This window comes from Bradyrhizobium sp. WYCCWR15520 (assembly GCF_056174665.1).
This window is the reverse complement of record NZ_JBWBWM010000010.1, coordinates 20,867-36,196: the sequence shown is the minus strand read 5'-3', so window position 1 is coordinate 36,196 and position 15,330 is coordinate 20,867. Positions and strand designations below refer to the sequence as shown.

Here is a 15,330-nt window from a genome sequence, read left to right as displayed (position 1 = left end):
CGTAGCCCGGATGGAGCGCAGCGCAATCCGGGGCCAGCGTTCGTTGTTTCCCCGGATTTCGCTGCGCTCCATCCGGGCTACGAGTCACAATCCCAGATACGCCTTTCGCACATCCGGATTGACGCTGATCTCGGCCGCGCTGCCCTGCATCAGCACGCGGCCGGTCTGCAGGATGTAGGCGCGGTCGGCGATCTCCAAGCACTCCGACATCCGCTGCTCGACGATCAGCACGGTCATGCCGGCGTCGCGGATGCGTTTCACCGCCTGGAAGATTTCGTCGACCAGTTTTGGCATGATGCCCTGCGACGGCTCGTCGAGCATCAGCAGCCGCGGGCGCGTCATCAGGGCGCGGCCGATGGCGAGCATCTGCTGCTCGCCGCCGGAAAGCGTTTCGGCGCGCTGCTCCAGCCGCTCTTGCAGGCGCGGGAACAGCTTGAACACGAGATCGAGCGGCGCTTCGCGGTCGGCCTCGCCGCGATAGAGATAGCTGCCGAGCCTTAAATTGTCGCGCACCGACAGGCGCGGAAACAGCCGGCGGTTTTCCGGCACATAGGCGATGCCGCGCGAGGTGATGACGTGCTGCGCCATGCCGTCGATGCGGGTGCCGTCGAACGACACGGTGCCGGAGCGCGGACGTTCCGCGCCGGCGATCGATTTCAACAGCGTCGACTTGCCGGCGCCGTTGGCGCCGGCGACGCACACGACCTCGCCCTTTGCCACTTCGATCGAGACCGCCGAGATCGCGACCAGGCCCTGATAGGCGGTGGTGACTTCATGCACCGACAGCATGACGGTCTCCCAGATAGGCGGTGATGACTTTCGGATCGCGGACGACGTCGGCGGGCTTGCCCTCGACCAGCACCTTGCCGAGATCGAGCACGATGGCGCGGTCGACCAGCGGCATCACGATTTCCATGACGTGCTCGACCATCAGCACGGTGACGCCGGTGTCGCGCACCTTGCGCACCAGCTCGACGCCGGTCTTGGCCTCGACCGGTGTCAGCCCGGTGAGCACCTCGTCGAGCAGAAGGAGCTTCGGCTCGGTCGCCAGCGCCCGCGCCACTTCGAGCCGGCGCTTTTCGGAGGGCACCAGGTCGCTCGCCAGCACGTTGGCGCGCGGACCAAGGCCGCAGAATTCCAACACCTGATGCGCCTTGCGGCGGGCATCGCGCATCACGGTGGTGCGGACCAGCGCGCCGACGATGACGTTGTCAATGACGGTCATGGTCTCGAAACTTTTCACGACCTGGAAGGTGCGGCCGACGCCGCGCTGGCAGCGCTCGGCGGCCGGCAATGCGGTGACGTCCTCGCCGTCGAAGATGATCGAGCCTTGGGTCGGCGGCAGCACGCCCGCGATCAGGTTGAACAGCGTCGACTTCCCCGCGCCGTTCGGACCGATCAACCCGACGATCTCGCCGCGGCCGACCGAAATCGAGACGTCACTGTTGGCGATCAGGCCGCCAAAGCGCTGCCAGACGCCGCGGGTTTCCAGAAGAGGCGTCGTCATCGGACAGCCTCCTTGCGCTTGGACGAGAACAGTCCGGCGAAGTGTTTGAACGAGAACAGGCCGATCAGCCCCTGCGGCCGCGCCAGCGAGATCGCTATGATCAGGCCGCCATAGACGATCAGGTCGATACCTTTTCCGGAGCCGCCGACATAGGAGCGCGTTAATTCGGTGAGCGGGATCAGGATGACCGCGCCCAGCATCGGCCCCCACAGCGTGCCGATGCCGCCGAGCACCGCGGGCAGCGCCATCAGCAGCGAGAACTGAAAGCCCATCACGCTTTCAGGGTCGATATAGAAGACGTACTGCGCGTAGAAGCTGCCGCCGACTGCGACCAGGAATGCCGATACCGCCGCCGCGCCCATCTTGGAATTGAATACGACCACACCGAGGCTTTCGGCGGCTTCCGGATTGTCCTTCACCGCACGCCACCAGTAGCCCCATTTGGAATCCTCCAGCCACCAGGTGACGAACCAGGCGACGCAAGCCAGCGCCAGCGCGAAGTAGAAATACGGCAGCTTGCTGCGCGGGAACTGGAATTTGAGCCAGCTATCGCCGCGCGCCGGGATTTCGATGCCCATCGCAGCACCGGCCCAATCCCAGTTGTGAAACAGCAGCAGCCCGATCTCGGCAATGACGATGGTGGCGATGACGAAGTAATGTCCGCGCAGCCGGAAACAGGGATAGCCGAGCGCCATCGCAATCAGCGCGGAGATCACGCCGCCGCCGAGCATGCCGAACCATGGCAGCACACCGAACTTGGTGAACAGCAGCGCAGTGGTATAGGCGCCAAGCCCAAAATAGAGCGCGTGGCCGAGCGAGATCTGGCCGCAATAGCCGGAAAGGATGTTCCAGCTTTGCGACAGCGCGCCCCACATCAGCGTCATCACCATCATGTTCTGGACGTAGGTGTCCTTGACGAACAGCGGGACTGTGGCCGCGATCGCGGCGAGGACAAAGGCGACGATGAGGTCGCGGCGGCGGCGTTCTGCGAAAGCGGTATCCATCACATCGATCCGAACAGGCCGCGCGGGCGGACAAAGACGACAAGGAGATAGACGGCGTAGATTCCGACCGCTTTCAGCGACGGCGGCAGCAACATGGCGGTCGTGGCTTCGACGAGGCCGACGATGATGCCGCCGGCGAAAGCGCCGAACACGCTGCCGAAGCCGCCGAGCGCCACCGTCACATAGGCGATCAGCGCAAAGGAAGCGCCGACATCGGGATAGATGTAGAAGAAGATCGCCATGATCGCGCCGGCGAGGCCCACCAGCGCCGCGCCGAGGCCCCAGCCGAGCGCGAATACCTTGTTCTTGTCGATGCCGACCAGCGCCACCGCGCCAGCGTCCTCGCGGGTCGCCTCCAGCGCCCGGCCGAAATCGGTGCGGTTGATGAAGAGATAGAGCCCGCCGAATGCGGCGATCGCGACCAGCGCGCCGACCAGTTGCGGCACGGGCAGGAATATGCCGGCCACCGACACCGTCTTGCCGCCAAGCCATGAATGGGTGACGCTGCGATAATCCGGCGTGAAGAAATATTGCGTCAGGCCACGCATGACGATGGCCAAACCAAAGGTCGAGAAGATCTGCACCATGCCGGCATTGGCTTTCGCGCGGACCGCAAAGCGCACGATTAGTAGATAAACCACCGCCCCGAACACGAACAGGGCAGCCGCGACCAGCGGCGCGGACAGCAAGGGATCGATCGCGAAGAACACGAACAGGAAGAACGTCGCGTACATCGCGATCATCAGGAACTCGCCATGGGCGAAGTTCACGACGTCCATGAGGCCGAAGATCAGCGCGAGGCCGACGGCGATCAGGCCATAGAGCAGGCCCATGAGGAGCCCGCTGGCGAGGCTTTGGATGATGGTTTCGGCTGTCATGAAAGTCGCTCCAGCCCGGAGGCCTTACTCTCGACGTTCGTCATTGCGAGCGCAGCGAAGCAATCCATTCTTTCCTCGTGCGGCACGATCGATTGCTTCGTCGCTACGCTCCCTTGCGCAAACGCTTCGCGTTTGTCGCAGGCAATGACGGAGCGGGCGAAATTCCTTGTGTTGTTAGTCATATCCCCCGCCCCCGCGTTGTCGGCCTATTTCATCGGCCAGACGGCTTCGGCGATGGCGGCCTGCGGCGGGAAGATGGTGACGAACTTGCCGCCGATATATTGCAGCAGCACCGGGTCGGCGTCGTTGTTCTGGCCGAGCTCGTCGAACTTGACACGCTTCCAGGGCATGATGGTCTGCTCGCCCGGAATGTCGGTCGCGACCAGCGCCTCGCGGATCTTTTCGCCGTCGGTCGACTTGGCGCGGTTGAGGCGTCCGCCATCACCAAGAGCCCCATGAACTGGCGCGAGGTGAGGTCGTTGAAGTCCTTGCCCGACTTCTCCTTGAACATGGCGTTGATCTTGCCGACCATCGGCCGCTTGGCGGCGAGGTCGAGCGAGAAGCTGCCGCGCGAGATCACGCCTTCGAGCTTGTCGCCGACAGCGTCGTACAGCGCTTTTTCAGAGAAGCCGGCGTTCTGCGCCACGATCGCGTTCGGCTTGTAGCCGAGCTCGGCCATGGTTTTCACCAGCAGGATGCCGTCGGTGGTGTAACTCGAGGGCATCAAGACGTCGGCATTCGCGGTCTTGAGCTGTTGTACCTCAGCAGACAATGACGGCGAGTTGGAGCGGTACTTGATATCGGAGATGACCTTGTAGCCGCGCTCGGAGGCCAGCTTGAGCTGGGTGTTGGCGGAGTCGGTGCCGAAGATGGTGTCTTCGTGGAACAGCGACAGCGTGTCGATCTTGGTGCCCCTCTTCTTCATCGCATCGAAGAAGTTGAACATCGCAGCCGAGAACATCTCGTCATGCGGAGCGGCGCGGAAATAGAACTTGAGACCGCGCTTGTGCAGGCTCGGCGAGGAATTATCCGCCGAGATGAACGGGACCTGGTAGCGCTCGCAGATCTGGCTGACGGTGACGGCGACCGCGCTCTGATAGGTACCGATCACGGCGCAGACCTTCTCCTGGGTGATCAGGCGCTCGGTCTCGGCGCGGCCCTTCTGCGGATCGGCCTGATGGTCGGCGAAGACGAGGCGGATCTTGGCGCCGCCGAGGCCGGGCAAGCCCTCGCCTTTCGCCAGCGGCAGATCGAAATCATGGTTCTTGTTGATGATGTCGAGCGCGGTCTCGAACGACTTCTGCGCATCGACGCCCATCTGCGCGCTGGCGCCGGAGAACGGATAGATCACGCCGATCACGACTTCGGACGTCTGCGCGCGGGCCGCGACAGATCCGAGTGCTGCGGCAGCAGTGGCTCCAAGCAGTACGTTACGGCGCGTGATGTTCATGACGATATCCTTTGCTGGATGGCGACTATCGATGAACCGGGCGAAGGTTACGGTAAAGCCTCTATGAGCAGCAGGACTGCATCAAAGCACGGCAAGCGATTTGTTCCTGAGATCGGTGACGAGCATCAATCCGGGCGCATGCGTGATCGCGAACGGCACCTTCGCGGCCTGGATGACCGATTGCGGGGTCACGCCGCACGCCCAGAACACCGGAATTTCGTCCACTTCGACCGGCACGGGATCGCCATAGTCGGGCTTGGCGAGGTCGGCGATGCCGATCGACTCAGGGAGACCGATATGAACCGGCGCCCCATGCACCGAGGGGAAACGCGAAGTGATCTGCACCGCACGGATCGCATTCGCCGGCTTGAACGGCCGCATCGTCACCACCATCGGTCCGGCAAAGGGACCCGCGGGGCTGCAGGCGATATTGGTGCGGTACATCGGCACGCGCACATCGCGCTCGATATGGCGGATCGGCAGACCTTCCTCCAGCAGTGCTTCCTCGAAGGAGAACGAGCAGCCGAGCACGAAGGCAACGAGATCATCGCGCCAATGCGCCATGATGTCGGTCGGCTCCTCCACGACTTCACCGTCGCGCCAGATGCGATAGCGCGGCAGGTCGGTGCGGATATCGAGGTCGATGCCGAGCGCGGGAATGCGGGGGTCACCGACGTCGGACATGCCGATGATCGGGCACGGCTTGGGATTGAGCTGGCAGAAGCGGTGAAAGGCGCCCGCGAGTTTTTCCGGCAGGATTGCGAGGTTGCCCTGAACGAAGCCGTTGGCAACGCCCGCCGTGTGATGGGCCATGCCGTTGCGGCAGGCATGACGGGCCGCGACACTCGGCGATAAATCCGCCGTATCCTGACCGGGCCGTTCCGTTCTCGCCAAGCTGGTCATCGTTGTCCCCGCTTCCATTCTTGTCGACATCCACTCCCGCATATGGCTATGATAATGTCTAATCGTCTTTTCTAATCAAGTTCAATAAAACAGAATTATCGATCTGCGGGCAGAGGGTGCATGACTGATTTCAAGGCAATTGAGACCTTCATGTGGGTAGTGACGCTCGGCAGCTTTCGCGGCGCGGCGCAGAAGCTCAACACCACTCAGCCCGCGATCTCGCAGCGGATCGCCCAGCTCGAACGCGAAGTCGGCGTGCGGCTGCTGCAGCGCGACCGCCGCATGGTGTTGCCGACGCCCAGCGGACGGCAATTGATGGTCTATGCCGAGAAGCTGATCGGGCTGCGCTCTGAAATGCTCGCTGTCGTCGGCGATCGCTCGGCGATGCGCGGCGTGCTGCGGCTCGGCGTCGCCGAAACCATCGTGCACACCTGGCTGTCGCAACTGATCAAGAGCGTCAATCACGCCTATCCCAACCTCTCGCTCGAAATCGAGGTCGACATCACCTCGAACCTGCGGACGCGCCTTTTGGCGCAGGAGATCGAACTCGCCTTCCTGCTCGGGCCCTTGACGGCGCCGAGCGTCAGCAACCGCGTGCTGTGCGATTATCCCGTCGGCTTCCTCGCCAGCCCCTCCCTCGGGCTCGGCACCCGCCAGTTGACGGTGCATGATCTGGCGAAATTTCCGATCATCACCTTTCCGCGCAAGACGCCGCCCTATGAGGTGGTGCGCTCGCTGTTCAACCGGCCGGACCTGCCGCCGATGCGCCTGCACGCCAGCGCCTCGATCGCAACCGTCATTCATATGGCGATCGAAGGCCTCGGGATTGCCGTGATTCCGACCGCGATCGTCGAAAGCGAAATGACCGATGGACGGCTGCAATTGCTGTCGACCGATGTGCAACTGCCAAAGCTGACGTTTTCGGCGAGCTGGCTGGCCTCGCCGGATACCGTTGCCGTGGAACGCGTGGCCGAGCTCGCCGCAAATCTGGCGCGGGGTGGCGTCATTGTTGACGGGCCGCCGCAGGCGCGTCATTGAAAATGATCGAACAAGAATGAACAAGCGCCTGCCCACCTGATCCCGGAATAATGCATGACCAAGATCGGCTCCAACCTGCAAATCGATTCCGCCCGGCTGTGGGGCACGATTCACGAAACCGCCAAATTCGGCGCCACCCCGAAAGGCGGTGTGCGACGGCTGACGCTGGGGCCCGAGGACAAGCAGGTGCGCGACTGGTTCCGGAACGCCTGCGAGGCCGCAGGGCTGGAGGTGCATGTCGACACGCTGGGCTCGATGTTCGGCGTGCGCAAGGGCCGGGATATGTCGAAAGCACCGATTGGACTGGGCTCGCATCTCGATACGCAGCCGACCGGCGGCAAATATGACGGCGTGCTCGGCACGCTGGCGGCGCTGGAAGTGGTGCGCACGCTCAACGATGCCGGGATCGAAACCGAGATGCCGATCTGCATCTGCAACTGGACCAATGAGGAAGGCTCGCGGTTTGCGCCGGCGATGATGGCGTCTGCCGCCTATGTCGGCGATTTCTCCACTGACGACATTTTGTCACGCAAGGACGCCGAGGGCGTCACCGTGGCGCAGGCGCTCGACAGCATCGGCTACCGTGGCGATCGCCCGGTGGGAACGCAGAAATTTTCGGGCTTCGTCGAACTGCATATCGAACAGGGTCCGATCCTGGAGGCCGAGAACAAGACCATCGGCGTGGTCGATTCCGGCCAGGGTGTGCTGTGGTACGATGGCAAGATCACCGGCTTCGAGAGCCATGCCGGCTCAACACCGATGCCGCTGCGGCGCGACGCGCTGGCGACGCTGTCGGAAATCGTGCTGGCGATGGAAGCAATAGCAAAGAAGCATGGTCCCAAGGCCGTCGGCACGATCGGCGAGGCCGTGATCGCCAATCCCTCGCGCAACGTGATTCCCGGCGAGATCGCCTTCACCGTGGATTGCCGCAGCGCCGATGCCGCGATCATGGAGGCGCTGGATAAGGATCTGCGCGCCGCAATTGCCGAGATCGCGGCCCGGCGCAAGGTCGAGGTGCAGTTCGATCTGATCTGGCGCAAGCCGCCGACGCATTTCGATCCCAAGCTGGTGGATGCGGTAGAGAGTGCCGCAAAGATGCTCGGCTATTCCCATCGCCGTATCACCTCCGGCGCCGGCCACGATGCCTGCAACCTCAACACCGTGATGCCGACAGCGATGGTGTTCGTGCCCTGCAGGGACGGCGTCAGCCACAACGAACTGGAAGACGCCACCCAGGCCGATTGCGCGGCGGGCGCCAACGTGCTGATGCATACCGTGCTGGCGCTGGCCGGCGTCGCATCCTGATATCAAAACAACAAATGGGGGGAATGCCCATGCGCGGAGTTTTTGTCGACGCCAATGAATCGCTGGCCGTGATCTTCGAGCGATTAGAACAGCCCGGCGATCCCAAGGTGCGGATCAACCGCGATCCTGATATCAGCCCGGAGCAATATCCTGAGATCCTCGACGGCGCTGAAATCGCCATCGTCGATCACACGGCGCTGCCGACCGCTGTTGCAAAAAAGTGCGCCGGACTGAAGCACGTCGTTTTTCTCGGCACCGGCGCGCGCAGCTACATGAATCCCGAAGAGCTCGCCGAGACCGGCATCCATGTGCACCTGATCAAGGGCTATGGTGATACCGCGGTGGCCGAATGCGCCATCGCGCTGATGTGGGAAGGCGCGCGCGGCCTCGCCAAGATGGATCGCGGCATCCGCGCCGGCAACTGGCTGCGCGACGATGGCATGCAACTGACCGGCAAGACGCTCGGCCTGATCGGCTTCGGCGGCATTGCTGCCGAAGTCGCGCGCATTGCGCTCGGCTCCGGCATGCGGGTGATCGCCTGGAACCGATCGCCGAAGAAATATCCCAAGGTCGAGTTCCTCGATTACGATGAAGTGCTGACCGAGAGCGACGTGGTCTCGATCCATCTGCTCCTGAACGACGAGACACGCGGCATGATCTCGCGCGCCTGCATCGAGGGGATGAAACCCGGCGTCATCCTGGTCAACACCGCGCGCGGGGCGATCGTCGACGAGGAAGCGATGATCGACGCGCTGAAATCGGGCCAGATCCGCCATGCCGGGCTCGACGTCTTCAACATCGAACCGCTGCCGCCGGACCACCCGCTGACGACGCTACCGAACGTGACGCTATCGGCGCATTCGGCGTTCCGGACGCCCGAAGCGAGCGAGAACTTGATGAGCGCGGCGTGGGAGCATTGCCGGCGGATTGCGAAGGGGAAATAGTCCGTTCGTTTTGAACGATGGCGGCGCTTCGCGACATCAAGGACGGCTCGGCGGGGTTCCGCTTGAAATTAAAGGCACTCGCTCAAATAAGTAGGCCTTCACTCGAAATCCTGGCCATGGAGGGCCGCTGGTGGAATCGGAACGATATTTTGCCGGAGACATCACTGTCGTTCTCGCCGATGGATCGCGTGTGCCTGCCAAACTAACTGCAGACGAAGTCTACGCGGAAGGTAAAGAGATCTATCGAGTTTCCCTCGAACAGGGCACTGAAGTAAGAACGGTCAAGTCCGGAGTGGACTTCTTTGAAGCGTTGAAGCAACTCCGGCAGGAGCTGGAAAAGACCGGTGCATTGCTCTATTGCTTTGGCGCCAGCGAGGATGTTTATCCCTCCGGAATGCAGAGATCGATGGGGCCAGCGGTTCTCGCTTACAAGATGCGCATCGGCTTCCCGGCTTCACGACAGGATATTGTCAGCATCTTTGAAGCTGATGAAACGGTTGTTCCAGCTACAGTCGAGCAACAGGAGCGCTTTCATCGCAGATGGATCGATAGCCTGCTTAACTCGGCGCAGGAGCAATGAATCCAGAGCCAGATGGTCATCAGGAACGATGATGTGAGATGGATCGCTGAGCGACTGGCCCTTGGTCGCGAAACCCGGCATGGCCGGACGATGGAGCAAAAATAGCCGCGCCGTCCCGGCCGTTTTGAACCGGTCCCCGCGATCGCACGACAACAGGGCGCGGCCCGGTAAGAGGCCGCCCTGCTCACTCAGGCCATCCCGGGGTCTACATGCTGTCACGTTTCAAGATACCGCTGTTCAATCGAGGGGCAGATACTGCGAATTCCTTTGAGCGGCGGCTGGCCATCTACCAAGGCGAACTCGACGAACCCGAATTCACCTCCCGCGATCCCGGCGACCGTCGTATCGACGTTCACGCCTTCGGCCGGGATTTTGTGCCGGATTGCGAAGAGGGTTCGGATGAAGGCTACGTTCTTCTGACCAACGGCATGAGCGAGCAGCGCATGGCCGTACCGGATCAAGCCAAGGAGGCAAAGGTTCGCGCCGAGCTGATGTGGTACGTCCGCGAAGGAACGACGGAGATCTGCAGCAACCTGCGCTGGCTCGCTTCGGTGCCGTCCATCGACAACACCTGGTTCGGGTTCGGGCACCGTCTGCCCATGCCGGCGCCGCCTGTCCGGGGTACGGACTTCAGGACCTTCCTGTTCCTCACGCCGATCATCGCCCCGGACCAACGCATCGCGGAACAACTTTCGATCGCGGGGGACCCGGTGGAAATCCTGTCCGTCAACCTGATCTCCGACCGCGAGTATGAGCTGATCAAGAACGAGGGGCTCGACGCGTTTTTGGATCTGCTCGACGAGAATGATTATCCGCCGATTTTCGATCCGGCGCGAAAATCGTATGTTTAGTTTTCACGACGCGTAGGTAGGCAAAGGCGCATTAGCGCCGTGCCCACCATATGTCTCAAATCGCACGATGAATGGTGGGCACGCTTCGCTTTGCCCACCCTACGCTACTGATTGCCAACGAGCACCTTTTCCTTCTCCCCTTGTGGGAGAAGGTGCCGGAGCGAAGCGCAGGCGGATGAAGGGTTCTCTCCGCGGATAGAGACCCCTCATCCGGCACTACGCGCCACCTTCTCCCACAAGGGAGAAGGAAGAAATCAATCCACCATCTCCGCCACCGCCTTGCCGCACGCCGTGGTATCCGCATTGCCGCCGAGATCGCGCGTGCGGAGCGTACGTTCGCCGAGGGTGCGCTCGATGGCGCCGACGATGGATTCTGCGGCGTCTTTCTCGCCGAGATGCTCCATCATCATCGCGCCGGACCAGATCATGCCGATCGGATTGGCGATCCCCTGCCCCGCGATATCGGGCGCCGAGCCATGCACCGGCTCGAACACGGACGGAAAATTGCCTTCCGGATTGATGTTGCCCGACGGCGCAATGCCGATGGTGCCGGTGCAGGCCGGGCCGAGATCGGAGAGGATGTCGCCGAACAGGTTGGAGCCGACCACGACGTCGAACCAGTCCGGATGCAGCACGAAATTTGCGGTGAGGATGTCGATGTGGTACTTGTCCCACTTCACGCCCGGATACTTCTTCGCCATCGCCTCCACGCGCTCGTCCCAATAGGGCATCGTGATCGAGATGCCGTTGGACTTGGTCGCGGAAGTCAAATGCTTCTTCGGCCGCGACTGCGCGAGCTCAAACGCGAATTTCAGGATGCGGTCGACGCCGGTCCGCGTCATCACCGTCTGCTGCGTGACGAATTCACGATCGGTATCGGGGAACATGCGGCCGCCGACGGAGGAATACTCGCCTTCCGTATTCTCGCGCACCACCCAGAAATCGATATCGCCGGGCTTGCGGTTGGCAAGCGGCGACGGCACGCCGGGCATCAGCCGCACCGGGCGCAAATTGACGTACTGGTCGAACTCGCGCCGGAACTTGATCAGCGAGCCCCACAGGGAGACGTGATCCGGGATTTTCGCAGGCCAGCCGACTGCGCCGAAATAGATTGCGTCATGCTTGCCGATCTGCGCCTTCCAGTCCTCCGGCATCATCTCGCCGTGCTTCTCGTAATAGTCCCAGGAGGCGAAATCGAAATGATCGAATTGCACGGAGATGCCGTGCTTTTTCCCTGCCGCCTCCAGCACGCGCAGCCCCTCCGGCATCACTTCCTTGCCGATGCCGTCGCCGGGAATGACCGCGACCCGATATTGTTTCTTGGCGCTGCTCATCGAGAGTTTCCTTGTTACCTTTGCTGAGCCGGCTAATGCCGCTTATTTGATTGCCATGCAATGGACCAAACCTGCCGCTTGCGCAACGCTGCACTGCAATGTTGACCGTCATGGCGCCCCAAGCCTAACAATTTGTGGCCTCCTCTTCTGCCTCCCTCACCGAAGCGAGAATTCCCATGGATCTGCACCTGCGCGGCAAGCGTGTCCTGATTACCGGCGCCTCCAAGGGCATTGGCGCGGCCGCGGCCGAAGCCTTTGCCGAAGAGGGAGCCGACGTCATGCTGGCCGCCCGCAACGGCGAACAGCTCAAAGCGTTGGCCGAGCGGCTGCGCTCGGCGCACCAGATCAGCGCAACCGCCCATGTCGTCGACTTGCGCAAGGGCGAGGACATCGCGCGGCTGGTCAAGGAAGCCGCCGATATCGACATCCTCGTCAACAATGCCGGCGACATTCCGGGCGGCTCGATCGACAAGATCGACGAGGCGACCTGGCGGCACGCCTGGGAGCTGAAAGTGTTCGGCTACATCAACCTCACCCGCGCGATCTACGCGCAGATGAAGGCCCGAGGACACGGCGTCATCGTCAACGACATCGGCGCCGCCGGCGAAAAGTTCGACGCCAACTACATCTGCGGCAGCGCCGGCAATGCCGCGCTGATGGCGTTCACCCGCGCGCTCGGCGGCAAGAGCCTCGCCGACAATATCCGCGTGGTCGGCATCAATCCCGGACCGGTCGGCACCGACCGTCACGTGACGCTACTAAAGACGCGTGCCAGCAACCAGTTCGGCGATGAAAACCGCTACCGGGAATTCCAGAAGGGCATGCCGCTCGGCCGGCCCGCCCATGCGCGCGAGATTGGTGATCTCATGGCATTCCTGGCGTCGGACCGATCGGGATATACGTCGGGGGTGATCTTTACGGTGGACGGCGGACATACCTCGGGGTGGAGTTAGGCCGCTACCACCAGCGTCATTGCCTGCGACAAACGCGAAGCGTTTGTGCAAGGGAGCGCAGCAACGAAGCAATCCATGCCTCCCCTTGCGGCGCGATGGATTGCTTCGCGAAGCCTGTCATCGGGCGCGCATTCGCGCGACCACCCGTTGGCTCGCAATGACGGAGCCCGCTAACCTGTCGTCCGCTCGAACAACTGCCGGATCAGCGTCGTGATCCTGCCCTTCGGCGACATCATCTCGTACATGATGGTGAAATGGTTTGCATCTGGAATTTCCTCATACGTCACCGGCAATCCATATCGCGCGCGGTGGCCGGCGAAATCGGCGGTCTGCTTGCGCAGCAGCGGCAACTCGGCGCTGCCGACGACCAGTGAGAGCGGCTTTGGCGGGCCGCCTTCCTGCATCATCGGCGAGTTGCGACGCGACGTCGCCTCGTCGGCGCGCAGCTTCTCGTTGAGATAGGAATGGCGGATCGGTTCGAGGTCGTAGATGCCTGAGATCGCCATACCCGCCCTCACCTTCGGGTGTGACAGCGCCATCGACGTCAGGTGCCCGCCGGCGGACCAGCCTGACACCACGATGCCACTGGCAGCAGCGCCAAGCGTCGGCAGTTGTCCGGTGAGGAAGTCGATACCGGTGTGGATTTCGGCGACGATTTCATCCAGCGTCGCCTCTGGCGCCAGCGTGTAGCCGATCAACGCCACATTGATGCCGTGCGCCATCGGGCCCTCGGCAACGATCGTGAAAACCTCCTTGGAGCGCGCCTGCCAGTAGCCGCCGTGGATAAATAGCAGCGTCGGCGCGCCGTCGGCGGCTTTCAGGAAATCGATCCGGGTGCGGTCGCGCGGGCCGTAGCGGAGATCGATGTGCTCCGCGTAACGCTTGCGCATCTCGGCAGAACGCTGCTCCCAGCCTGCGACCATCTCGACGCTGCCGGGCACGGCAACGCCATTATTAAGGCCGAGGTCGCGCTCCTGCTGGCTCATCGCGCGCCAGTCCAGCGCAGAAAACAACGTCGTCATGCAATATCTCCGGTCGGCCACAACTTTGGTGCGTTTCCACTTTGCCGGAAAATGTTCTACAGCACCATCTGCGACGGACAAACGGAAACGCGCGGGAGATAGCGAAGTGGCTGATCAAGGGTTGGTGCGGGAGACGGCGGTTTCCATTGTCGGCAAGCTGAAATCGGGCGAAGTCACCCCGCTCGACCTGCTCGATGTGCTCGAAAAACGCATCGCCGAGGTCGACGGCAAGGTCAACGCGCTGCCGACGCTGTGCTTCGACCGTGCCCGTAAGCACGCCAACGAGCTGATGAAGAAGCCAACCGGCGAGCGCGGCCTGCTCGCAGGGCTTCCGATCCCGATCAAGGACCTGACCAATGTCGCCGGCGTCCTGACCACGCAGGGCTCGCCGATCTACAAGTATACGATCCCCACCAAGTCGGACCTTCTGGTCGAGCATCTCGAAAACAACGGCGGGGTGATCTACGCCAAGTCGAACACGCCGGAATTCGGCGCCGGCGCCAACACCTTCAACGAAGTGTTTGGCCCGACCCGCAACCCTTTCGACACGTCGCGCTCCGCCGCTGGCTCCTCGGGCGGCGCGGCGGTCGCGCTTGCGACCGGCACGGCGTGGCTGGCGCATGGCTCCGACATGGGCGGCAGCTTGCGCAACCCCGCCAGCTTCTGCGGCATCGTCGGTCTGCGCCCCAGCATCGGCCGTGTCGCGCACACGCCCAAGGCCGCGATCGACCGTAATCTCGGCGTCCAGGGTCCGATGGCGCGAAATGTCGAAGACGTCGCGCTGCTGCTTGACGCCATGAGCGGCGAGCATCCGGCCGATCCGCTCTCGCTGCCGGTGCTGCCGACGTCGTTTCTCTCCGCCGTCCGTTCCGGCAGCAAGCCGAAGCGCGTCGCCTATTCGCCGGACCTCGGCATCACGCCGGTCGATCCGGAAGTCGCCGCCGTCACCCGGAAGGCGGCGCAGCGTTTTGCGGAGCTAGGTGTCATCGTCGAGGAGGCGCATCCGGACCTGCGCGAGGCCCACGAATGTTTCCACGTCCTGCGCGCCTTCGACTTCGCGCTCTCCAAGGCGGCGCTGCTGCGCACCAAGCGCGACCTGCTCAAGCCGGAAGTGATCTGGAATATCGAGGAAGGTCTCAAGCTGACGGTCGAGCAGCTCGAACGCGCCGAGGCGCAGCGCGTCGCGATGACCGCGCGCACGCTGGAATTTTTCGACAAATACGATCTATTGCTGGCGCCCGCCACCATCGTGCCGCCCTTCCCGGTCGAGAACCGCTACGTCGCCGAATGCAACGGCAAGAAGTTCGACAATTACGTCGAATGGCTCGGCATCGTCTATGCGATCACGCTGGTGTGTTGTCCCGCGCTGTCGTTGCCGTGCGGCTTTACCGCCTCCGGCCTGCCGGTCGGACTGCAGGTGGTCGCGCCGCCGCGCGGTGAGGCCCAGTTGCTCGCCGGAGCCAAGGTGCTCGAGGATATTCTGGGTGTGCGCGGCACCACGCCGATCGATCCAAGGGCGCCCAAGTAAGCGCGATCGTCAGAGCAACGGCTCCATCCGGCC

Annotated in this window: 14 protein-coding genes and 1 pseudogene; 7 read left to right on the top strand and 8 right to left on the bottom strand. The window is 62.7% G+C overall.

The genetic code is table 11. The annotated features are described in order from the left end of the window. Positions 1 to 84: 84 nt before the first annotated feature. The 6 genes and pseudogenes from AC0QUY_RS13120 to AC0QUY_RS13095 all read right to left on the bottom strand — a co-directional run bounded on the left by AC0QUY_RS13120 (position 85) and on the right by AC0QUY_RS13095 (position 5,742). Positions 85 to 789, bottom strand: a complete 705-nt coding sequence (locus AC0QUY_RS13120) for an ABC transporter ATP-binding protein (protein ID WP_161852914.1) — start codon at positions 787 to 789, stop codon at positions 85 to 87. After that, positions 773 to 1,507 carry an ABC transporter ATP-binding protein gene (locus AC0QUY_RS13115; protein ID WP_161852913.1) on the bottom strand — a complete coding sequence of 245 codons (735 nt, stop codon included), beginning with the start codon at positions 1,505 to 1,507 and terminating at the stop codon, positions 773 to 775. Before AC0QUY_RS13115 ends, AC0QUY_RS13120 begins: the two co-directional genes overlap by 17 nt. After that, positions 1,504 to 2,511 (bottom strand): branched-chain amino acid ABC transporter permease, encoded by a 1,008-nt coding sequence (locus tag AC0QUY_RS13110; protein WP_161852912.1) that lies wholly within the window; start codon positions 2,509 to 2,511, stop codon positions 1,504 to 1,506. The genes AC0QUY_RS13115 and AC0QUY_RS13110 overlap by 4 nt, the downstream gene beginning before the upstream one ends. Beyond that, complete coding sequence (locus tag AC0QUY_RS13105; protein ID WP_475387136.1) at positions 2,511 to 3,389, bottom strand: branched-chain amino acid ABC transporter permease; 879 nt, start codon at positions 3,387 to 3,389, stop codon at positions 2,511 to 2,513. The genes AC0QUY_RS13110 and AC0QUY_RS13105 overlap by 1 nt, the downstream gene beginning before the upstream one ends. Before the next feature lie 206 nt (positions 3,390 to 3,595). Then, positions 3,596 to 4,839: pseudogene (locus AC0QUY_RS13100) on the bottom strand (ABC transporter substrate-binding protein). A gap of 81 nt (positions 4,840 to 4,920) precedes the next feature. Beyond that, positions 4,921 to 5,742: a putative hydro-lyase gene (locus tag AC0QUY_RS13095; protein WP_475387135.1), complete on the bottom strand. Its 822-nt coding sequence runs from the start codon at positions 5,740 to 5,742 to the stop codon at positions 4,921 to 4,923. A gap of 120 nt (positions 5,743 to 5,862) precedes the next feature. On the opposite strand from AC0QUY_RS13095, the gene AC0QUY_RS13090 reads away from it, so the two are divergent. From AC0QUY_RS13090 to AC0QUY_RS13070, 5 genes are all read left to right on the top strand, one after another. Beyond that, positions 5,863 to 6,780, top strand: coding sequence for a LysR family transcriptional regulator (locus tag AC0QUY_RS13090; RefSeq protein WP_161852909.1), 918 nt, complete (start codon positions 5,863 to 5,865; stop codon positions 6,778 to 6,780). Positions 6,781 to 6,834: 54 nt separating this feature from the next. Then, positions 6,835 to 8,085, top strand: coding sequence for an allantoate amidohydrolase (locus AC0QUY_RS13085; protein ID WP_475387134.1), 1,251 nt, complete (start codon positions 6,835 to 6,837; stop codon positions 8,083 to 8,085). 29 nt (positions 8,086 to 8,114) lie between these two features. Further along, positions 8,115 to 9,029, top strand: coding sequence for an NAD(P)-dependent oxidoreductase (locus tag AC0QUY_RS13080; RefSeq protein WP_475387133.1), 915 nt, complete (start codon positions 8,115 to 8,117; stop codon positions 9,027 to 9,029). Between the two features lie 130 nt (positions 9,030 to 9,159). Continuing rightward, positions 9,160 to 9,609 carry a hypothetical protein gene (locus AC0QUY_RS13075; RefSeq protein WP_475387132.1) on the top strand — a complete coding sequence of 150 codons (450 nt, stop codon included), beginning with the start codon at positions 9,160 to 9,162 and terminating at the stop codon, positions 9,607 to 9,609. 209 nt (positions 9,610 to 9,818) lie between these two features. Then, on the top strand, positions 9,819 to 10,460 hold the full coding sequence (locus tag AC0QUY_RS13070; protein ID WP_475387131.1) for a suppressor of fused domain protein: 642 nt from the start codon (positions 9,819 to 9,821) through the stop codon (positions 10,458 to 10,460). 254 nt (positions 10,461 to 10,714) lie between these two features. Here AC0QUY_RS13070 and AC0QUY_RS13065 read toward each other — a convergent pair whose 3' ends face one another. Then, entirely contained in the window at positions 10,715 to 11,794 is a 1,080-nt protein-coding gene (locus tag AC0QUY_RS13065) for a tartrate dehydrogenase (RefSeq protein ID WP_161852905.1), read from the bottom strand. Positions 11,795 to 11,970: 176 nt separating this feature from the next. Here AC0QUY_RS13065 and AC0QUY_RS13060 point away from each other — a divergent pair, with 176 nt between their 5' ends. After that, positions 11,971 to 12,747 (top strand): SDR family oxidoreductase, encoded by a 777-nt coding sequence (locus tag AC0QUY_RS13060; RefSeq protein ID WP_475387130.1) that lies wholly within the window; start codon positions 11,971 to 11,973, stop codon positions 12,745 to 12,747. A gap of 170 nt (positions 12,748 to 12,917) precedes the next feature. On the opposite strand, the gene AC0QUY_RS13055 is transcribed toward AC0QUY_RS13060, so the two are convergent. Continuing rightward, positions 12,918 to 13,769 (bottom strand): alpha/beta hydrolase, encoded by an 852-nt coding sequence (locus AC0QUY_RS13055; RefSeq protein ID WP_475387129.1) that lies wholly within the window; start codon positions 13,767 to 13,769, stop codon positions 12,918 to 12,920. Between the two features lie 106 nt (positions 13,770 to 13,875). On the opposite strand from AC0QUY_RS13055, the gene AC0QUY_RS13050 reads away from it, so the two are divergent. Next, positions 13,876 to 15,297: an amidase gene (locus tag AC0QUY_RS13050; RefSeq protein WP_475387128.1), complete on the top strand. Its 1,422-nt coding sequence runs from the start codon at positions 13,876 to 13,878 to the stop codon at positions 15,295 to 15,297. The last annotated feature ends 33 nt before the right edge of the window (positions 15,298 to 15,330 follow it).